The sequence below is a fragment of the Dialister succinatiphilus genome (assembly GCF_928721695.1).
GTDB lineage: Bacteria > Bacillota > Negativicutes > Veillonellales > Dialisteraceae > Dialister > Dialister succinatiphilus.
Genome location: NZ_OV788641.1, coordinates 782,501 through 804,050 on the forward strand (window position 1 = coordinate 782,501; position 21,550 = coordinate 804,050).

Sequence of the window (21,550 nt, forward strand, 5' to 3'; positions counted from 1 at the left end):
TGATGATATCACGGATGGCTCTTTGTGTCAACAGTTTTTTTGAAATATTTTTTGGACACGCCCTTTGGACACGCCCTTTCGGGCGTGAAGGTTCAGAAGGTTCAGAAGGTTCAAAAGGTTCAGAGGGGAAAGGTTCTTAGGATTGACCGGCCTGACGGCCGGAGGGTTCTTAGGTTTGACGGCCTTTCAGGCCGAGGGTTGTGGTGGCGGCTTCGCCGCAAATTATAAAAAGGGACGCGGCTGACGCCGCGGGTTGTACAGAAGGGTTGTGTTCGCTTCCGCTCAAGGGGCGACAGCGCCTGCGGCGCTGAGGGTTGTGGTATCGCCCTTACTGGCGATGAGTATAAAGTCAGCGTTACGGATTTACCTTTCTGTGTCATATGGCATGATAAGCATTCTGCTGACTGGCTCGCTGCGCTCGCCTCCCCCTATCCGGCTGCGCCGGACTTCCCACGCAAGCGGGGGCAGAATAAAACACCGCGAAACACTCTCCTCATAAATGGCTCTACAGTAAGCACGGGTTATAGTGCCACTGTGCACATCCTGCATAGGATGTGCAAGTTGGTCAAAGTAAGCCCTAAGCCTGCCCATAAAAGGGCCTTCCTTTTAATTGACCAACCGAACTGCGGGGGGTGGCAAAGGAACTGGATTCATAGGGGAGCCCCGCGACCCGCGAATCCAGTGACATGCTTCCCACCGGGCAAGGTGGTGGCGCCAGCCACCAAAGGAGAATTGCATTTCCAACGCCCGCAGGGCGGTTGTAAAGGTTTTATACAAACTGGCGCCTTCTATAATTTAGAGGCGCCCTACAACAACCCTCGCGCCAAAGGCGCGTCAAACTTAAGCCCCTTAAGAACCTTCGGCCCAGCGGGCCGTCAACCCTCACGCCCCAAAGGGGCGTGTCCATAGGGCGCGTCAACCTTCGGGAATACTGCAAAGCACCGCTCCGACCCCGACCCCGCCCTAAGTTATTCCTTACAAAATCTTTTTATTTCTGTTACAATAAGCTAGCTAAATGATTCATATTCTTATACTCATATAAGGGAACGGAGGCGTGCCTGTGGACGCAGGAAGGATACAGACCATGGCGGAGCAGCTGATCCGGGAGAATCCGAAGCGCCGGATACTGGATTTCACGCTGGAGGGGCAGAAGTACTGGATCAAGCGGAAGCTGGGAAACGGGCGGAACCAGCTGGTCAAGTATTCGGTGGAGAAGGAATTTTATTATGAAATCGCCCGCATGACCATTGCCGGAAGGTTTCATCCGGAGCTGGTGCCTCATATGGTATGCCTTACGCCGGACTACATGGTCACTTTGGACGGAGGTCCTACGCTGAAGAATGTGCTGGGCTCCAAACGGGAGGAAGAGGAGAAGGAAGGTATTCTGGAGGATACCGGCGCCGCCCTGGCTTCTCTTCATCATGACGGCATTATCCACGGCCGTCCTGCTCTCCGGGATATCACCTATCTGGACGGAAAGCTCACGTTTCTGGACTGGGAAAACAGAATGTATGCCCGGGACCGGGAAACGCTGAAGGCCCTGGATTTCCTCCTGCTTCTCCAGGGCATCTGCCGGGAAAATTACAGGGAGGAAAAGTCCCGCGTCGCTGCCGTCATACGGGGGTATGAGGAAAACGGCGGCGCCCCTTCGGTGGAAAATGCTCGTCAGTTTCTGAAGCACCACAGCATCATCGGCTCTCTGGTGCACCTGCTGTCTCCTTTCCAGATGAAGGATATTGAATCGGTACGAAAAATATATGATTATCTAAAATAAAGGGTTCCTGTTCTCATGGCATTTCCTGTGATGAGGACAGGAATTTTTTCTACAGCTTTTTCCCAAAAGCGCTCTCCCTCTTATCCCCGGAAATTCGCCTCTTGCCGCCGGAGCTCCACTTCTCTATACTTAAGGAAGTATGATAACAGGGGGAAGTCAGATGCTGTTTTTAGAACAGGAAAAAGAAAAGTTCATGGCCTGGTGTAATGATATTTCCATGAAAGAACTGGCGCTGTATTTCGTCAGCGCTCTTGGCCTGCTGCTTTTAGTATTCCTATATTATAATGCGCTGGGGATTACCGGCCTTTTTCAGTGGTACCGGTTTGGAAGAAATATGGGAGAGTGTTTCCTTCTGATTTTCTTGACGGAGCTCATGACCGGAAAAAATCTGCTCCATCCTTTCTGGCGCATCGGGTACATTCCCTTCTTTTCCTGGGTCCTGGTATTTCCTTATGTGCTGATTCACGCGGTGAACGGCATGAAGGATCCCACATTTAACCACCTGAGTCCCTATTTTCTCACTGCCATCGGTACGCTGCTTCTGATTTTTTTTATGATGAATGTGATCTGCCGGGTCTATGTAGGGCGGAAGCTGGCTGCCTCTATCTGTCTTCTGGCAGTCTGTTTCTTTTCCTTCAGTGCCTTCATCTTCCTCATGCATTATGCCTTTATGCATATTATGATGTCTCCCCGGGAAATGTTTTTTGCCCTGTACCAGCCGGTGCGCTGGTTTCACCGCATTGTGCTGCCTCATGTGGGCCTCTGGAATCTCCTTCTCATGGGAGCAGGCCTGGTGGCCTTTGTGGTTTTGTACTGGCAGTGGATTTATAACAGTGCCTATGCACTGTCTCCCCGCTGGAAGAAGCAGGGAAGAAAATCCTATTCCTGTATCCATCGTATCCTCCAGTTCCTGGTTTTCTTCGGCTGTCTCTGGCTTCTGGTACGCTGGCTCAGCGAATGCTTCCCGCTCCACGATTACGAGCTGGCAAAGCAGTATAAGGAATATATCGATTTCATCCAGAATACAAGGCTCTGAGGGCGGCGGAGCCGCCGGGTTCCGCGCCCTTTTTTCGCATGCAGGGATACAGGCATCTCTTCCTTTTGCCTCAATTTATGAAAGAAGGCTTATATTGGAAAATATAGATAGAAATAACCTGACCATCCGGGATAAGATGAAGCTGATCCTGGACACGGGGCAGCTTTTGATGGAGAATGGCTCCGGCAGCAAGCGTATCGTCAGGGATATGCTGGAAACCGCTGCCTATCTTGGTATTTACTGGCAGGATGTGCAGATCCACCTGACCTACTCCACCATTATGATTAATGTGGATGACGGAAAAACCACGCATACCATGTTTCGGAAATGCTACCGCCACGGCATCAATATGACTGCCGTGCTCCAGGCCAGCCGTGCTTCCCGGAATGCCCTCTACCAGAATGCGCCTTATGACCGGTTTGTGACCCATCTGAACCATATCCAGGAGTCCAGCACCCGCCGCATTTATCCGGAATGGATGGTGATCCTGGCCATCGGGCTGGCCTCTTCTGCCTTCTGCCTCATTTTCGGCGGTCATGCGGTGGAAGCTCTCTATACCATGCTGGCTGCCATGGCCGGCGCCCTGGTACGCTATCTCTGCAGCCGGGTGGAATTCAATGTGTATGTCACCATTGCAGCCTCCGCTTTTGCTGCTACAGTAACCGCCTATTTCACCATGTACCTGCCCGGTGCCATTTCCCCTTTCCTGCCCATTGTGGCCTGCGCCCTCACGTTGATACCAGGGGTGCCCCTCATTAATGCGGTAGACGATTTTCTGAACAATTACCTCACCTCCGGCATGACCCGCATCACCCATACCCTTCTCATCATGCTGGCCATGACCTTCGGCATTGCCGGCGCTGTGGGAATCACCGACGTACCCAGCTTCACCGACGTGAACATTGCGCCGGAGAGCCTGTACCTGACCCAGGCACTGGCGGCTGCCATGGCGGCCCTGGGCTTTTCCATCATGTTCAATGTGCCCAGACGCTACATCCCCGCCGCCTGTCTGGGGGCCATTATCACCGTGGACGTGCGGGACGTATGTATGGTGCTCTTTCACACCGGCATGGCCAGCGCCTCCTTCTTCGGCGCCGCCGTGCTGTCCCTGCTCTATTTCAGTATTTCCAAATACTTCCACGCTCCCGTATTCGTAGTCACCATTCCTGCCATTATCCCTCTCATTCCCGGCGTGCTGCTGTACCGCTTCCTCTTTGCCATTATCGACATTTCCCATATGAACCTGCTGGAGCTCATGATGGCCTTCCGGACCGGCGTAGAAGCCATGCTCATCCTTCTGGGCATATCCCTGGGCGCCACCCTGCCCGACGTGCTGGCCCATCAGTACATTGAAAGAACCAAGCGGAAAAAGCTGCAGAAGCTGCTGATGAAGCGGGATGGAAATAGGGAAATCCTGAAAAATGCGGCGGATCTGGACAAGGCCAGCGGGAGAGGGTGATGGGAGCGCTTTTGGACACACCTTCGGTGTGAGGGTTGACGGGGCTGCGCCCCGAGGGTTCTTAAGGTTCTTAAGTTTGACGGCCTTTCAGGCCGAGGGTTGTGGTATCGCCCTTCGGTGCACAGCGAACACATTTTGAAGGAGCGCTAGCAACGCGCAAAATGTAGTGAGTCGTTTCCCCTTTAGGGGGCGATGAGTATAAAGTCAGCGTTATGAGGGAGGATTCTTAAGATGGACCGGCCCCATGGGCCAGAGGGTTCTTAAGTTTGACGGCCTTTCCGGCCGAGGGTTGTGGTATCACCCTTGCGGGCGATGAGCATAAAGTCAGCGTTACGGATTCACCTTTCTGTGTCATATGGCATGATAGGCATTCTGGTGATTAGCCACCTCCGGTGGCTTTTCCCCCCTTTGGTGCCTTACGGCACCACCTTTCCCCCGCTGAGCGGTGGGACAATAAAGAGACGCAAAGCAATCCCTTCATAAGCAGCTCACAGCATAACGGAGCTTTATAGTCCCCTGTGGAGGTCCTGCATAGGACCTCCAAGTGGGGCGAAGTAAGGCGCCTAGCCTGCCCATTAAGGCGCTTTCCTTTTGTCGCCCCACCGAACTGCGGGGGTGGCAAGGGAACTGGATTCATAGGGGAGCCCCGCGACCCGCGAATCCAGTGACATGCTTCCCACCGGGCAAGGTGGTGGCGCCAGCTACCAAAGGGGGATTGCATTTTCTCGCCCGCAGGGCGGTTGTTAAGGTTTTGGCGCCTTATATAATTTAGAGGCGCCCTACAACAACCCTCGCGCCAAAGGCGCGTCAAACTTAAGCCCCTTAAGAACCTTCGGCCCAGCGGGCCGTCAACCCTCAAGCCCGTCAGGGCTTGTCCATAAGGCGTGTCAACCTTCGGGAATACAGCTTCCCGCCAATTCTGCACAAAAACCCATGGTTTCCCTGACGCCAAAGGCGGCATATAAAACTCCCCTCTGATCGAGATGACGGTGGCGGCTAATGCCGCAAGTTTTATAAAAAAGACAAAAAAATCCCCTATCCTGCCGGAATTCAGAGGAGCAGGATAGGGGTGTTTCTCACTTCCGAAGAAGTGAGGGGGGACAACGATATGGAAGATGAACCATTGTTCATCGCGTCCCTGCAGGGTGAAGGGTGGTCTCAGATATGAGCCTTGGCGCCTTCTTCTTTAGCAGCCAGTGCTGCTTTTTCAGCTCTTTCCTTAGCAAGTACGCCCTGGAAGCGGACGACTTCTTCTTTAATGACAGGAGAGAGAACGAGCAGGGAAATGAGGTTTGGAATTGCCATGAGTGCGTTGGCAATATCGGAGAGGTTCCATACCAGATCCAGGGTCTGGGTAGCACCTACGTAAACAACCAGGGAGAATACAACTCTGTAAACCATATTGAATTTATGGGTTCCGAAGAGGTATTCCCATGCTTTTTCGCCGTGGTATTCCCAGCCAAGGATGGTGGAGAAGGCGAAGAGGATGATACCGATAGCTACGATGTAGGTTCCGATGACGCCGATGTTGGAAGAGAAGGCTGCCATGGTGAGGGCAATGCCTTTCAGAGGAGCACCGCTGGCATCAGTGGTGCCAAGGACACCGGAGGAAGCAATGGTAAGACCGGTAATGCTGCAGACAACGATGGTATCCCAGAAGGTGCCGGTCATATTGATGTAGCCCTGACGAACAGGATCATCGGTGGTGGCAGCAGCAGCGGTAATAGCTGCAGAGCCCAGGCCGGCTTCATTGGAGAAGCAGCCTCTGGCAACGCCGTAACGCATGGAGTTCATAATGGTGACGGTAATGGTGCCGAGGACGCCGCCGCCGATAGCCTGCGGATTGAAGGCCATCATGAAGATCAGATAGAGGCCGTGAGGTACGTTCTGGATATTAATAAGAATGCAGATAACGCCTGCGATGATGTAGAACACAGCCATACCGGGAACAACGACAGAGGAAACCTTGGAAATTGTCTTGATACCGCCTACGATGATGATGAGAGACAGGATGGTCAGAACCACGCCGCAGACTTCCAGCGGAATGCCGAAGACTGTCTGCACAGCTCCGGAAATGGAGTTTGCCTGGGTCATGTTGCCGATACCGAAAGAAGCGATGACAGAGAAGAGTGCGAAGAGGAAACCGAGGGTGCGGCCGGCCATTTTATTTTTGAAGCCGTTTTTCATGGTGAACATGGGGCCGCCCTTCATTTCACCTTTGGCATTCACTTCACGGTATTTAATAGCCAGCATGCATTCGGAGAATTTGGTGGTGAGGCCGAAGCATGCGGAAATCCACATCCATACCAGGGCGCCGGGGCCGCCGGAGAACATGGCGGTGGCAACGCCTACAATATTGCCGGTGCCGATGGTGGCAGCCAGGGCAGTCATTAATGCGGAGAATGGAGAAACATCGCCTTTGCCTCGTTTTGTGGTGCGGGCTTCTTTAGAAAGGACGCTGTGGATTGCATAGGGCAGATTCCGCCAGGTCTGAAATTTCAATAAACAGGTGAGGTACACGCCGGTACCGACAAGGAGCACCAGCATTACCGGGCCCCAGACTATGCCGTCAATGGTATTGACGACCGAGTTGATTGCAGCCATGTCCATAATAATATCCCCCTTACATTTGACCCGTATTTCTGAGAAAAAAACAACCGCCGCACTCAGGCTGCTGGTGAAAAAAGTCTGAGGCTGGCGGTGATATGTATGTATGCATCCATGCATAGCGGGAGTTACCCGACTGCCAGCCCTGTCCTTTTGCCTGAGAGATTCGGGATTTACGGGTGAAATCCCTTTACACCTTCGGCGCCCAATTGAATGGGACTCTCCAGAGTTGTGTCCGTACACAGTTTCGTGTTCTTCTGAACGCCTGATAGTATTACTCCTTCGGCAGAGGGGCTTTGGGCCTCTCATTTTTCAGTGTACATCATCCACCATATTTTGCTTTTCGGCTTCTTTCGGGAACCAGATCTGAATTCCCCCTCCGGAAGCCTGCCGTGCATTGCGGCATATATTCACAGGCATTGCCTGATCCTATACATACATTAAGGGTATTGATTTTATGGAACCATTTTTAGAAAAGCAGGGCCTCCACTTCGGGAAATATTTCCAGGGATACTTCCCGAAGCCCGGCACTCCCTGATGAATCAGTTTAGGAGGGCTTATCCACCAGGGTGCCCTTTGCCGGATGGGGTGTCATATTAATCCCGGCGGAAGGAAAATGGGAAAACCTTTCCGTCTGGAAATAATATGTAATATCGGTGCCTGATTGAAAGACTCAGTCTTCCGCATTGGCGGAAATTTTGGCCTTTACTTCCTTGCTGGGGTCCTGGTCTACGTATTCTTCGTAGTCCTTGCCTGTCTTCAGGTGGTCGAAATACTTGGCAGTTTCTCTTACCACCACGCCGGACAGGGCCAGCAGGGCAATCAGGTTAGGAATAGCCATGAGTCCATTGACAATATCTGCCAGAACCCAGATGGCTTCAAGTTTCAAAAATGCGCCGCTCGCAACCAGTGCGATAAAGATGATACGGTAAGGAAGAACTCCTTTGGTACCAGCCAGGTAAATCATGCAGCGTTCGCCGTAGTAGTTCCATCCAAGGATGGTGGTGAAAGCGAAGAGTACCAGGCCGATCATGAGCATGTAGCCGCCAAAAGCGGGGAATGCATCTTTGAATGCGGCATTGGTCAATGCTGCACCGTTCAGGCCGTTCAGCCATTCACCGGAAACGACGATGGTAAGACCGGTCAGTGTGCAGATGATAATGGTATCAATGAAGGTACCGGTCATAGAAATAAGTCCCTGTTCGGCAGGCCATTTGGTTTTAGCAGCGGCTGCTACGATAGGAGCAGAGCCCAGGCCAGATTCATTGGAGAATACGCCTCTGGCTATACCATTTCTCATAGCCATGATCATGGTAGAACCAAGGAAACCGCCAGCTGCTGCACTGCCTGTAAATGCGTTGGAAATAATAGTTTCCACAGCGCCAGGAATCTTATCAGCGAAGAAAATCAATACACCAATGGTTGAAATGAAGTAAATCACTGCCATAGCCGGAACGATTTTGGAAGCGGCTGCAGCGATGGACTGGAGTCCGCCAAGAGTAATGGCTGCGACCAGAACCGTGAGAATCACGGCTGTCCACATGGGATCCAATCCGATAGTCATCTTGGTGATATCCACAATGGAATTCACCTGGGCAAAAGTACCGATTCCGAAGTAGGCTACCAGAACGCCGAAGATGGCGAAGAGGGTGCCCAGCCACTTGTACTTCTCGCCCATACCGTTTTTAATGTAGAACATAGGGCCGCCGGCGATTTCACCTTTGGCATCTACTTCGCGGTACTTGACGGCCAGAAGACCTTCTGCATACTTGGTAGCCATTCCGAAGAATGCGGCAAGCCACATCCAGAAAATGGCGCCCGGGCCGCCGGCTGCGATGGCTGTTGCCACGCCTACAATGTTGCCGGTACCTACTGTGGCAGAAAGGGCTGTGCAGAGAGCCTTGAAAGAATCAATATCACCGCTGCCTGCATTCTGTGCTTTGAAAATCAGCTTCAGTGCCTTTGGTAATTTGAATACCTGCAGCAGCTTCAGTCTGATGGTAAGCAGGATACCGGTTCCTACAAGAAGAACCAGCAGCGGCGGCCCCCAGATAAAACTATCCAGCGAATTCAACACATTCATGTAATTCAAATCCATTTTAACAACGCCCTCCAGATAATAAGATAGATACAAAAAAGCCGGCTTTCCATGAAAAATAAAACTCTGGAAGCCGGCATTGTCTACCTTAAAGCGGAACACATAGTGTGACGCTGCTTTCTCTGTCCTTTTGCCTGAGAGATTGGGATGTTTCCATCCTTACACCTTCGGCGCTCTTTAATCGAGACTCTCCAGAGTGTGTCCGCATACGGTACTCATCTTTTCAGATACCTGAGAGTGTCACTCCTTCGGTAAGCCTTACGGCTTTCTCCCATATGTTTCATCCACCTGTATGAATTTGATGTTTGCATTATAGGTCCCCTTGTAAAATTTTGCAAGAGGTTTTTTCGCATTTAATTATTTTTTAATTTGATACGCCTGCGGCGTGAGGGTTCTTAAGATAGACCAGCCCTATGGGCCGGAGGGTTCGTAAGTTTGACGGCCCTTCGGGCCGAGGGTTGTGGTATCGCCCTTACGGGCGATGAACATAAAGTCAGCGTTACGGGATTGGCTTTCTATGTCATATGGCATGAAAAACAATTCTGCTGATTGGCTCGCTGCGCTCGCCTCCCCCTTTCCGGCTGCGCCGGACTTCCCCCTGTTCAGGGGGCAGAATAGGTTTCTATGCTTTCCTACAGAGACATGGCTCCATTGCTAAGCACCCATAGTGCCCCCGCTTGCGGGGGAAAGGTGGTGGCGCCAGCCACCAAAGGGGGATTGCATTTCCGACGCCCGCAGGGCGGTTGTATGGTTTTATACAAACTGGCGCCTTCTATAATTTAGAGGCGCCACCACAACCCTCAGCGGCAAAGCCGCTGTCAAACTTAAGAACCTTCGGGGCGATAGCCCCGTCAGTCGAGTAGACGGAATCAGATTACTCTGTCCGCCCCTCACAGAACCGTACGTGCGGTTTTCCCGCATACGGCTCTTAGAATAGTCCTTGAGGTGTACTCGTTACACCTTATCAGTTGCAGTTCCGTTTACATTTAACTAATCTCTAAGTCTTAGTTTCTTCTACATCTCTGTGCAGAACCTGTTTCCCTGCGATTGTTGACTATTCTTTACCCCCTTCACTCCACCTGCTTTCACAGGTTTCATCACTACTATGAGGTAATCCGACTGCTGACCGGGCATCTGTGACGTCTCCATACAGTTAAGTATTTTGGCGTCCATACCATTGGGATGGGTGTCATCCATTTAGGACCCTTGTCAGCTCTCCCAGGTACATGTATAGTACTTCGTGCGCTCGCCATGCTCTATGACCCCGGTGGAACCTGCACAGTTCTCGCTTACCGACCTGCGCATTTCTGCCTGCGACCAAAGTTAGAGTATCGGCTTCCACTTGTCGTTCTAACGAGGCTGAATCGCTTCACGCTTTCGCATTACGGCTCTCGCACTCCTTTGTCTACGCTTCATGCTGGCCTCACGGCTTCACATGCAAGACTAAGTACCGGCTGCTTGCTAGGCTTTGCCGGGTCTGGGCTTTCACCAGACTATACTATACACGCCGAACTGGCGCACAACTTTAGAACCCTCACGCCCATAAGGGCGTGTCCATAAGCAGGCCCACTCTCCTATCCCAGGGCCACATCCAATGTCATCATCACCATGAAGCCCAGGGCGAAGGTGAGGACCCCTATATCGGAATGCTCTCCTTCCGACATTTCAGGAATCAGCTCTTCCACCACCACATACATCATGGCGCCTGCCGCAAAGGAAAGAAGATAGGGCATAAGAGGCACCACCAGGGACGTGAGGAGAATGGTGAGCATACCGCCTACCGGTTCCACCGCCCCTGACAGCATACCGCCGACGAAGGATTTCATCTTTCCCATACCGGCACCCCGAAGAGGCATGGAAATAATGGCCCCTTCCGGGAAATTCTGAATAGCAATGCCGATGGAAAGAGCCATGGCTGATGCATAGGTAATATCCCCGTGGCCTGACAGGAAACCGGCCAGCACCACCCCCACGGCCATACCTTCCGGAATATTATGGAGCGTCACTGCCAGTACCAGCATAGTGGTGCGGGCCAGATGACTCCTGGGCCCTTCTGCCTCCTCCGCCCCCATATGAAGATGGGGAATGATGTGATCCAGGAAAAGCAGAAAAAGAATGCCTCCACCAAATCCAATCACCGCAGGCAGAAAAGCCAGCTTCCCCCAGTCCGACGATTCCTCAATGGCCGGAATGAGAAGACTCCAGATGGAGGCTGCCACCATGACGCCGGAAGCAAAACCTGTGAGCCCCCGCTGTACGCCGCGATGCATTTCTCCCCGCATAAAAAACACACAGGCCGCCCCCAGAGAGGTGCCCAGAAAGGGGATAAAGAGTCCCCAGAAAATATCCATATTCATTATGTTCTCCTTTAAGCAAAATTTTGAATTAACTTATCCTAACAATAGGCTAACTGAGAGTATTTGTCAATATGGTTTCTTTGAGGTTTCCTGTCCGGCTTAGTTCCGCTTCCTTTTATGCCGACAGGAAACTTTTTGCGAATGGTTTCCTTACTTGTCGTGGCTCACACGGTGCTTCTTACCGACAGGAAACTTTTCGACAGAAAACTTTCCATTCACTACATATTCACAGATTGTGAATAACTCTGTTGTGAATCTCTGTGACTAACTTTGTCGATAAAATCAGTAATTCAGAACTTTTTTCCTGTGAATTTCTACAGGAATTCACAGAGTTTTGAACAAAATGTGGATAACTTAAAAGGGCCGCGAAGCGGCCCTTGGACACGCCTGCGGCGTGAGGGTTGACGGGACTTCGTCCCGAAGGTTCTTAAGGTTCTTAGGTTTGACGGCCCTTCGGGCCGAGGGTGATGGTGGCGGCTTCGCCGCAAGTAAAAAAGGGGCGCGGCTGGCGCCGCAGGTTGTGTAGAAGGGTTGCATAAAAAGGGTTCTTAAGATGGATGGGCCTTCGGCCCAAGGGTTATTAAGTTTGACGGGGCCTTTGGCCCCGAGGGTTGCGGATTGCCATAGGCAATGCTTATAAAGTCAGCGTTACGAGATTTACTTTCTGTGTCATATGGCATGATAGGCATTCTGCTGACTGGCTCGCTGCGCTCGCCTCCCCCTATCCGGCTTCGCCGGACTTCTCCACGGGAAAGCGTGTCACACGATTCTCAGGTCGCTTCGCTTCCTTACGAATCGTGTTCCCTTGCCACCCCTATGCAGGGGGAAGAATAAAACACCTCGAAGCATTTCTTTCATAAGTCACTCACAGCATAACGTAGCTTTATAGTGCCCTCGCAAAGTGGGGGTGGCAAAGGAACTGGATTCATAGGGGAGCCCCGCGACCCGCGAATCCAGTGACATGCTTCCCACTGGCCAAAGTGGTGGCGCCAGCCACCAAAGGGGGATTGCATTTTCTCGCCCGTCAGGGCGGTTGTATGGTTTTTCCTGCTGCCGCAAGGCAGCATTGATACTGGCGCCCATAAGGGCGCCCACCACAACCCTCAAGCCCCAAAGGGGCTTGTCCATAAGCCGCCTGTCCGCTATTTTACAAATTCCCCTATATGCCGGTTAATCATATCTGCCATCCTCTTTTTGGCTTCCACGTCGCCGTGGAGGCCGTCCAGAGCCAGGTATTCCGGCATCAGGTTATCGTAGAGGAAGGCCGCTGCCGTGTCGATATGGGGCTGGGTGCGGATGAATGCATTAACCTTTCGAAAGGCTTCTTCCCAGCCTTCTGCTGTCGGTTCGTGAAAGACTTTATCTATGCTGGATGGATTGATAGGCGGCAGGGTGAGGAGGATGGGCACAATGCCATGGTCTCTGCACTTCTGCTGGATTTCCTGCAAATCACGGATGACCTCTTCCGCCGGCACGCCGCCGCGGAGGCTGTTGCTGCCGCCCAGAATGAGGAGGTATTTCAGATGAAAGGGAAGGACGTCCCGATCGAAGCGCTCCACCATGTCATGGCTCGTATTTCCTGAATCTCCCAGATTGATGGTGTCAAAGTCCAGATAGTGGCCATAGCTGTATTCCAGGTCATTGGGGCCATAGGACATGCGGCCGCCGCCATGAGTAATGCTGTCGCCAAAGAGGCCGATGGTATAGCCTTCCGTAGAAAACTGCCGCTTCTGGGGCAGGCTCCACTGTCCCACCGGATTTCCTTCCTCATCCTTTCCCCGCACCCGCCAGTACCAGGTGCCGAATCGGGGAGTGTCGTCGTAGAAATCGGTATAAAGGAAATCTCCGCCGCCTATGTGGTACATGGAATGGGCAGTGCCTTCCGTATTTTCGGGATAGGCAGACAGGACTTCGATTTCATAGGAGGAAGCTCCGGGATTTCCTATGTAGGAATAGACAGGATAGAGCAGAGCCCCTCCCCTTTCTCCGCTTCTGTCCGGCCGGGGAAGGGGTGCATTTCTGGAAACAGGAGTCACCGAGCTTTCCAAAGGCCGGGGCCTGCTTTCCATCCCTATGGGATACCCGTCAAAATCAAGGGGCTTTTCCTGCCAGTACAACTCCTGCAGGTCCTTGAACTGCCCGCTTTCAGGAAGAAGCATATCGCTCATATAGGCGGTGGTTTTCCAGGTGCCTGCCATTTTTCCGTGATCCCTGCGGCTGAAGGTGACATCATACTTCACGGCATCATAGTCGGGCTTCCAGGACAAATGAAGCAGCCCCTCTGCAGGCACAGTGCCTGCGGCAAGAAGAGCTGCCAGTATAGTAGAAATCATGATTTTTTGATTCATTGTTTATCTCCATTGTTTCACGTGAAACAAGTGCGCCCTTAGGGCGCAAAGGGGCACGGCTTCGCCGTGGGTTGTGGCCTGCTGGCGCAGGCAGGTTGTGTAGAAGGGTTGTATAAAAAGGGTTCTTAAGATGGATGGGCCTTCGGCCCAAGGGTTCGTAAGTTTGACGGCCCTTTGGGCCGAGGGTTGTGGTGGCGGCTTCGCCGCAAGTTTTAAAGATTTCATACAAACTGGCGCCTTCTATCAATTAAAAGGCGCCATACTACAACCCTCAGCGGCAGAGCCGCTGTCAGTCGAGTAGACGGAATCAGATTACTCTGTCCGCCCCTCACAGAACCGTACGTGCGGTTTTCCCGCATACGGCTCTTAGAATAGTCCTTGAGGTGTACTCGTTACACCTTATCAGTTGCAGTTCCGTTTACATTTAACTAATCTCTAAGTCTTAGTTTCTTCTACATCTCTGTGCAGAACCTGTTTCCCTGCGATTGTTGACTATTCTTTACCCCCTTCACTCCACCTGCTTTCACAGGTTTCATCACTACTATGAGGTAATCCGACTGCTGACCGGGCATCTGTGACGTCTCCATACAGTTAAGTATTTTGGCGTCCATACCATTGGGATGGGTGTCATCCATTTAGGACCCTTGTCAGCTCTCCCAGGTACATGTATAGTACTTCGTGCGCTCGCCATGCTCTATGACCCCGGTGGAACCTGCACAGTTCTCGCTTACCGACCTGCGCATTTCTGCCTGCGACCAAAGTTAGAGTATCGGCTTCCACTTGTCGTTCTAACGAGGCTGAATCGCTTCACGCTTTCGCATTACGGCTCTCGCACTCCTTTGTCTACGCTTCATGCTGGCCTCACGGCTTCACATGCAAGACTAAGTACCGGCTGCTTGCTAGGCTTTGCCGGGTCTGGGCTTTCACCAGACTATACTATACACGCCGAACTGGCGCACAACTTTAGAACCCTCGGGGCGATAGCCCCGTCAAACTTTAGAACCCTCAAGCCACAAAGGGGCTTGTCCATAAGGCGTGTCAACCTTCGGGAATACTGGAAAGCACCGCTCAGATCCCGGTCCCGGTCCCGATCCCGACCACGCCACAGGCTCACTATTTCATAAACTCTCCCATATGCCTGTTGATTTCTCCGGCTATCATCTGCTTGGCATTCCAGTCTCCGTGGATGCCGTCCATAGCCAGTTCTCCCGGCATGACGGGGTAGTCTGCAAAGGGAGCGGCCGTATCTATATGGGGCTCTGTGCGGATCCAGTTGTTCACGGTGTCCACTGATTCCTTCCAGCCGCTGTAGGTCACATCGCCGTAGTATTTCTGTATGTTTTCCGGGTTGATGGGAACGATGGTGAGGAGAATGGGCACAATATGGTGTTCTATACATTTTTTCCGGATGGCTTCCAGATGACCGATGACTTTCTGGGGATCTGCGCCCATGCGAAGGTCATTGATGCCTCCCATGATGAGAAGGTATTTCACATGGAAAGGCAGTACGTCCCGGTCAAAGCGGTCTTCCATCATTTCCGTGGTGTCGCCGCTTCTGCCCATATTGACAGCCGGAAAGTCCAGGTAGGTCACATAGCTGTAGGCCATATCGGCCGGACTGTGGTACAGGTGGCCGCCGCCCTGGGTAATGCTGTCGCCGAAAATGCCCACTTCGAAATGCTCTTCCGGATTGGTGCGCACTTTTTCCGGAAGGCTCCAGATGCCCAGGGGATTTCCATTTTCGTCCATGCCTCTGACCCGCCAGTAGAAGGTGCCAATGCGCGGATTGTCATCATATACGTTGGACAGGGTGGTTTCTTTGGAAAATACCCGGTATTTCGAAGGTTCTGTGCCGTCCCTATTTTCCGGATACTGGTCCGTCACTTCCACTTCGTACTTCACAGCGCCCGGATTTCCTGCATAGGAATAGACGGGATAGAGAAGGGTGGAGCCATTCCCCGGACGGTACACATGGGGATAGGGGGCGTTCCTGGTGATGGGCTTCATGGTGCTTCTTACTTCCATGGGCGAGGAAAAGGGTCCCATGCCTTCCCAGTTGGCGTCAATGGGCCGCACCCGCCAGTAGAGGGGTGCTTCTCCGGGCGGGAAGGTGGACAGGTCCACCAGGACCTGGTTCGTATAAATGCGCTGGTTATCGTACAAATGATTTTCCACCGGGCTGTTCCGGTCCAGGTTTTCCGGCAGTCCCCGGAAGATTTCCACTTCGTAGCGCACCGATTCCGGATCTTCCTGCCAGGTAAGAAGGATGAGCTTTTCCTGGGGTCCCGTCTTTTCTTCTATCTGGGAAGGAAGGGCCCCTTCTTCCCTGCCCGCAGCCAGGGCGCTCTGAAGGAGCTGGTCTTCTATAGACCCATCTTCTGCTGAAACAGGAAGGGAAAAGGACAGGGCCAGAAGGGCCGATATAATCAGTTTCGCAGGATTTTTACCAGTCAGGGATTTCATGATTTCATTCCTTTAATTTCGTTATAGAGATACTGAAGGGCCTGTTCTGCTTCCCGGCTTCCCAGGGAGGCCGCTTTTTCCAGCCACTGCACGGCGGCCAGGCTGTTTACCTCCGTACCGTAGCCGTACTGATAGCAGGCGGCCAGCCAGCCCATAGCTTCCGGGAATCCCCGGTCTGCGGCCTCTTTGAAAAGGGCAAAGGCTTTATCATCATTTCCATCTTCATGGTACATGACTCCCAGCTGGGTGGTGGAGGAATCCATGCCGGCCTTAGAGGCTCTGCCATACCATTCTTTGGCCAGGCGCCGGTCTTTTTTCGTGCCATTGCCATAGTAGTAGCAGTTGGCCAGATTGCCCATGGCGGTGGGCTCTCCCCCTTCTGCCGCCTTCTTTGTATACCGGAAGCCTTCTTTTTTGCTCCCCCCTTTTTCATCAAAGAGATAGAGCATGCCCAGGGCGGTGCCTGCCTTCAGGTGGCCTTTGGAAAAGGCTTTCTTAAAGAGGCGAATGCCTTCCTTTTCATCCTTCGCCACGCCGTCGCCCAGGTAGTAGAAATAGGCCAGGCGGTTCATACTGTCAGGATAACCGGCTTCCATGGATTTCCGATAGCAGGAAATTGATTTCTTATCGTCAATGTAGGGTTTCAGAAGAGGATTATTATCCTTCACATGGCGGTCATGGAACTGGCCCAGGTCATTCCAAGCTTTCCAGTAACCCTGCAGGGCAGCTGCTTCCAGCAGATGAAGACCCGTATGCACTTCTTCTGCCGTTTCTCCATGCACCACGCTGAGGCAGCCAAGGGCTTCCAGGGCAAATACATCGCTTTCCTTTTTGACAGCGTCTATCCACTTTTCTTTAGCATCCATAATTTCATGGAATTCCTCATGACTTAACAGGTCGTAGTGGAGCATGCAGAAAACGCCGCAGAGCCCATCGTCTGCCCGGGCGCCTTCAAACGCTTTTCGTATGGCTTCTTTGGGGTCCGGAGAAACCGCATCCAGAGGATACAGCTCATAAAGCGCCAGAAAATAAAGGGCCCGGCTCTGTCCTTCCCCTGCCAGCTTCTGGAAGAGAGGGTATGCTTCTTTTACCTTATAGGACTGAAATAATTTTTCGGCATTTTCTAATTCCGTCATTATGATTCCTCGTTTCTTGTGGATATATTGACACACCTGCGGTGTGAGGGTTGACGGGACTTCGTCCCGAGGGTTCTAAAGGTTCTTAAGTTTGACGGCCCTTCGGGCCGAGGGTTGTGGTATCGCCCTTCGGGCAATGCTTATAAAGTCAGCGTTACGGGATTTGCTTTTCTGTGTCATAGGGCTTGATTGGCATTCTGGTGATTAGCCGCTGCGCGGCTCCCCCTTATCCGGCTGCGCCGGACTTTCCCCCATCCGGGGGACAGAATAAACTGCTCCATGCTTTCCTGTAGAGACTTCGCCCCATGGTTAAGCATCCACAGTCCCACCACGAAGTGGTGGCAAGGGAACTTGATTCGCAAAGAGCCGTAGGCGACTGAGAATCAAGTGACACGCTTCCCAACGGGGCGGGAAGGTGGTGGCGCCAGCCACCAAAGGGAGAATGCATTTCCTCGAGCGGAGCGAGGTTGGCCTGTTTTCCGACGCCCGCAGGGCGGTTGTATGGTTTTCGCCGCCAAAGGCAGCATATAAATAAAACTCCCCTCTGAACCAGCCCGCTCTGTGGGCCGAACCCATCGTTCGGTGCGCAGCACACGGACCATAGAACCCGGGCGCCGAAAGGCGCCTGAACCCTCAAGCCCCAAAGGGGCTTGTCCATAGGGCGTGTCAACCTTCGGGAATACCGGAAAGCACCTCCCAGGTCCCGATCCCGACAGCAGCCGCAGGCTCACTAGATATCATAAATTCCCTGTTTCTTTAATTCTTCCGCTGCTTCCTTCGAGCCATGGAGTTCTGCTTCCCGGAGGTAGTCTATGCCTTTTTCTCTGTCCGGTTCTGTTCCTTTGCCATAGAGGTACATCATGCCTGCCAGGTAGAGGGCCCGTTCTTCTCCTTTGGCTGCGGCGGCTTCCATGTATGGCAGGGCCTCGTCCTCTTTTCCTTCGTCCAGGTAATGAAGAGCCAGGGAGAAAAGGGCTTCGTCATAGCCATAGCCCACGGCGTCTTTGAGAAGGTCTGCCGCTTTTTTGCTGTCTTTCGGCAAGGTGACGCCGTTTTCGTAGAAGAAGGCCAGTTCTGCCAGGGCTTCTCCATTTCCTTTGGACGCCGCTTTTTCAAACCACAGCCTTGCCTTTTCCGGTGCCGGGGACATTTCCATGTCTGTATCTATGGTTCCTTCATACAGTTTCCCCAGAAACAGGGCAGCCTCTTCGTTTCCCTCCTCCCAGGATGTTTCCATCCATGACACAGCTTCATCCATGTCTTTTTCCGTCCTGGCTTTCATGGCCAGCATAAGACCCAGCATGTATTGGCTTTCTTTATCATGAAATTCTGCTGCCTTCTTGAAGCAGACCATGGCTTTTTCTTCGCTGTCGGCGCTGATGTTGAATTCATAGTAGAACATGCCCAGATCATAGAGGGCTTTCCAGTATTCATAGAAAGCGCCTTTGGCCAGCCATTTCACTCCTTCTTCGTAGTCCAGAATGACGCCGCCGCCGATGTAGAAAAGGCCGGCTTCGTCCATGGCCAGTACATCGCCATGGTTGGCGGAGAGAAGGACCCGGGAGAAATCCTGGTTCACCGTGTCCCACATATTCTTTCCCGTTTCTCCCTGAAACAGGGCCACGCTGCAGAGAGGGCTGCCCTGTTTCTTTCCTTTTTCAAAGAATTGACGGCTCTTCTCTTCGTCAGCCTTCCGGTGGCCATAGCCTTCCCGTTCTATGAGGCCTAACAGATAGAGGGCCCGTCCTGTTTTCTCTTTTTCCAGCACTTCATAGGCTTCATCAATTTTTCCCTGTAAAAACAGACTTTCTCCTTCTGTCATGGTTTGGCTCCTTTTGGTAATCTAAAAAGTTTACTCCCCGGCAGGGCACCACTGTGGTTCTTACCCACAGGAAACTTTTTGCCGTTAGGGAAGCGCTGATTAAATCGTTGTTTGCTTTTATTCTTGAATTTTTATGCAATGCAAGGAATGAGGCGACGCGAATAGCGAGCTATTTAAGGAGCCTCATGACGAAGCAGTGCATGAAAATTCTTATAAAAGCAAACTCTATGAATTAATCAGTGCTTCCCTAGATTTCGGGGCTCCGCTTCCAACCCTCGAAATGACGGGGCAGCATGACGCCGCCGTATTTTATGAAAAATGGATTTTCAGTTCCTTTTCTGCCTCTTTCTGTCCCTTCAGGGCAGCCCGCTGAAAGAGTTCCTGTGCTTTTCTAAGGTTTCTGGGAACGGCGGTGCCGGAGAAGTAGCAGTATCCCAGGGCAAATTCCGCATTCGGTTCGCCCATGTCCGCTGCTCTGCGGAAGTATGGCAGGGCTTTGTCCGGCTCTTTCTGATTCATATACCAGTTGCCCAGAGCCGTAATGCTGAGGGGCTCATTTTCTTCTACCAGCTTTTTCAGTATGGCAAGTCCCTGGGATTCATCCTTTGGTATACGCCGGCCATAAAGGATGCAGAGAGCCATTTCCCGGAATGCACTAATGTCCCCTTCCTGACCTGCCTGATAAAAGTAGGAAATCCCCTTTTTTGCACTCTCCTCATCGTCGAATCCATAGATGTAAATGAGCCCCAGCATGGTACCGGCCATGGGATTTCCAGCGTCCCAGGCCTTCTCATAGCACTCAATCGCTTTTTCTGTATCCGCCTCTGTCCCTTCTCCCTGATAATACATATGACCCAGACGCATGAGAGCTTCGCTTTCCCCCTGCCTGGCGGCCATCTTCAAATAGGAAAAGCTCTTTTCCTTATCGCGGAGCTCAAGTTCTTCTTCCCCTTCTGCCCCTTCACCGGAATAGATTTCATAGAGCAGCATGGCTGCTTCGGCAGAGCCATGGGACGCTGCTTTTTCAAGGCAGATGAGGGCCCGGTCCATATCCTTCCCGGTACCGATGCCATCACGATAGCAGAAGCCCAGCTGGCACTCGCCGTTTCCATAGGTCATGGCCGCACTTTTCAGATACCAGAGAAAGGCCTTATGGTCATCATGGTCCTTGAAACTGTGACTCTCCCAAATCCATCCGGCCTTTACCATGGCATCTGCATGGCCCAGGGATGCGGCCTTTTCATACCAGGTCAGCGCTTTTTTCAGATTCACTCTCCGGTGGTAGCCGAATTCAAACATGAGTCCCATCTCTATCATGGCCAAGGTATTTCCCTGATCTGCCAGCTTTTTCAGCTTTTTCACCAGCCTTTCAAACTCAGCCGATGAAATATCGGGGTCTTTGGATTCTACCAGGAAGAGGCCCAGAGGACTTTCGAGCCTGACGGCTTTGGCCAGAAAATCATCGGCCAACCGGTCGTTTACCTCCCCTGTCATACCGCATCCATACATATGGGACAGCATGGCAGCGGCAGTGCCTCTGTCTTCATCACTGTCAGAATCGTTGTATATACGGTTATACATGGCCAGGGAGGCGGAAAAATCGCCTGTCAGAAGAAACTGCTGTGCTTGTTCGATGGTATCAGTCATAAAGGTCTCCTTTGGAAATCGTATTTGAGGCTTGAGGGTTCAAATGGACACGCCCTGTCGGGCGTGAGGGTTCAGGCACCTTTCGGCGCGGTCGGGATCAAAGATCGGGATCGGGACGGTGCTTTCCGGTATTCCCGAAGGTTGACACGCCCTTACGGGCGTGAGGGTTGAGCCAGCCGCCGGGCCTTTCGGCCCTGGGCTGCCAGGGTTCTGCCTGTGATCGGCTTCGCCTTACAGGCGGGTTGAGGGCTCTCGCCCTCGGGAGGTATGAAGTACTGTGGAGGTCCTGCATAGGACCTCCAAGTCAGCCAAAGTAGGCCCTTAGCCTGCCCATTAAAGGGCTTACCTATTGGTTGGCTGACCGTGCCCGCTGGGAAGGTATAGCGCCCTTTCGGGCGCCATCATATATGTCTATGCCGCCTGCGGCGCAGAGGGGCATATGGCATCCATCGGGCCTCCGGCCCTTGGTGCCAAGGGTTGTGTAGAAAGGTTGTGCCCCACAGGGGAAACGACTCACTACATTTTGTGCGTCGCTCCGCTCCTTCATCCTCTGCTGTCACTGACTCACTGGATTTTCAGGTCGCTGATGCTCCCTTACAAATCCAGTTCGCATAGTGCAAAATGTGTTCGCTGTGCATCGCTTCGCTCAGGGGGCCGCCGATTGGCGGTCAGGATAATGATGGAGTATCACTTCTGTGCTCTGCCCCGTACACCCTTTTGCCACTACGTGGCATTTCCCCTCAAGGGGAAACAAGGAATTTGAGGAGAAAAACAGAGAGTCATATACTTCATGTACCACTCCG

General features: G+C 52.4%; 11 protein-coding genes and 2 riboswitches. Of the genes, 3 read left to right on the top strand and 8 right to left on the bottom strand.

The window, feature by feature from the left end; genetic code table 11:
• The first annotated feature begins 1,060 nt into the window (after positions 1 to 1,060).
• The 3 genes from NW747_RS03365 to NW747_RS03375 all read left to right on the top strand — a co-directional run bounded on the left by NW747_RS03365 (position 1,061) and on the right by NW747_RS03375 (position 4,269).
• Positions 1,061 to 1,774 carry a BUD32 family EKC/KEOPS complex subunit gene (locus NW747_RS03365; protein ID WP_273188007.1) on the top strand — a complete coding sequence of 238 codons (714 nt, stop codon included), beginning with the start codon at positions 1,061 to 1,063 and terminating at the stop codon, positions 1,772 to 1,774.
• Positions 1,775 to 1,934: 160 nt separating this feature from the next.
• Positions 1,935 to 2,810: a hypothetical protein gene (locus tag NW747_RS03370; RefSeq protein WP_273188008.1), complete on the top strand. Its 876-nt coding sequence runs from the start codon at positions 1,935 to 1,937 to the stop codon at positions 2,808 to 2,810.
• 94 nt (positions 2,811 to 2,904) lie between these two features.
• Positions 2,905 to 4,269: a threonine/serine exporter family protein gene (locus tag NW747_RS03375; RefSeq protein ID WP_273097414.1), complete on the top strand. Its 1,365-nt coding sequence runs from the start codon at positions 2,905 to 2,907 to the stop codon at positions 4,267 to 4,269.
• A 1,158-nt stretch (positions 4,270 to 5,427) separates the two neighbouring features.
• Here NW747_RS03375 and NW747_RS03380 read toward each other — a convergent pair.
• From NW747_RS03380 to NW747_RS03415, 8 genes are all read right to left on the bottom strand, one after another.
• The gene (locus NW747_RS03380) at positions 5,428 to 6,879 is read right to left on the bottom strand and encodes an alanine/glycine:cation symporter family protein (protein ID WP_273188009.1); all 1,452 of its coding nucleotides are present in this window, start codon (positions 6,877 to 6,879) and stop codon (positions 5,428 to 5,430) included.
• Between the two features lie 132 nt (positions 6,880 to 7,011).
• Positions 7,012 to 7,113, bottom strand: a riboswitch (glycine riboswitch).
• A 436-nt stretch (positions 7,114 to 7,549) separates the two neighbouring features.
• The gene (locus tag NW747_RS03385) at positions 7,550 to 8,974 is read right to left on the bottom strand and encodes an alanine/glycine:cation symporter family protein (RefSeq protein ID WP_273188010.1); all 1,425 of its coding nucleotides are present in this window, start codon (positions 8,972 to 8,974) and stop codon (positions 7,550 to 7,552) included.
• Between the two features lie 112 nt (positions 8,975 to 9,086).
• A riboswitch (glycine riboswitch) is annotated at positions 9,087 to 9,179 on the bottom strand.
• Positions 9,180 to 10,548: 1,369 nt separating this feature from the next.
• Positions 10,549 to 11,331 (bottom strand): ZIP family metal transporter, encoded by a 783-nt coding sequence (locus NW747_RS03390; protein ID WP_273188011.1) that lies wholly within the window; start codon positions 11,329 to 11,331, stop codon positions 10,549 to 10,551.
• Positions 11,332 to 12,473: 1,142 nt separating this feature from the next.
• Positions 12,474 to 13,679, bottom strand: a complete 1,206-nt coding sequence (locus NW747_RS03395; protein ID WP_273188012.1) for an SGNH/GDSL hydrolase family protein — start codon at positions 13,677 to 13,679, stop codon at positions 12,474 to 12,476.
• Positions 13,680 to 14,792: 1,113 nt separating this feature from the next.
• Complete coding sequence (locus NW747_RS03400; protein ID WP_273188013.1) at positions 14,793 to 16,142, bottom strand: SGNH/GDSL hydrolase family protein; 1,350 nt, start codon at positions 16,140 to 16,142, stop codon at positions 14,793 to 14,795.
• The gene (locus NW747_RS03405; protein ID WP_273188014.1) at positions 16,139 to 17,278 is read right to left on the bottom strand and encodes a tetratricopeptide repeat protein; all 1,140 of its coding nucleotides are present in this window, start codon (positions 17,276 to 17,278) and stop codon (positions 16,139 to 16,141) included. The genes NW747_RS03400 and NW747_RS03405 overlap by 4 nt, the downstream gene beginning before the upstream one ends.
• Before the next feature lie 730 nt (positions 17,279 to 18,008).
• Complete coding sequence (locus tag NW747_RS03410) at positions 18,009 to 19,100, bottom strand: tetratricopeptide repeat protein (RefSeq protein ID WP_273188015.1); 1,092 nt, start codon at positions 19,098 to 19,100, stop codon at positions 18,009 to 18,011.
• A gap of 309 nt (positions 19,101 to 19,409) precedes the next feature.
• A complete protein-coding gene (locus tag NW747_RS03415) occupies positions 19,410 to 20,747 on the bottom strand; it encodes a tetratricopeptide repeat protein (protein ID WP_273188016.1) in 1,338 nt (445 codons plus the stop codon).
• Positions 20,748 to 21,550: the final 803 nt, after the last annotated feature.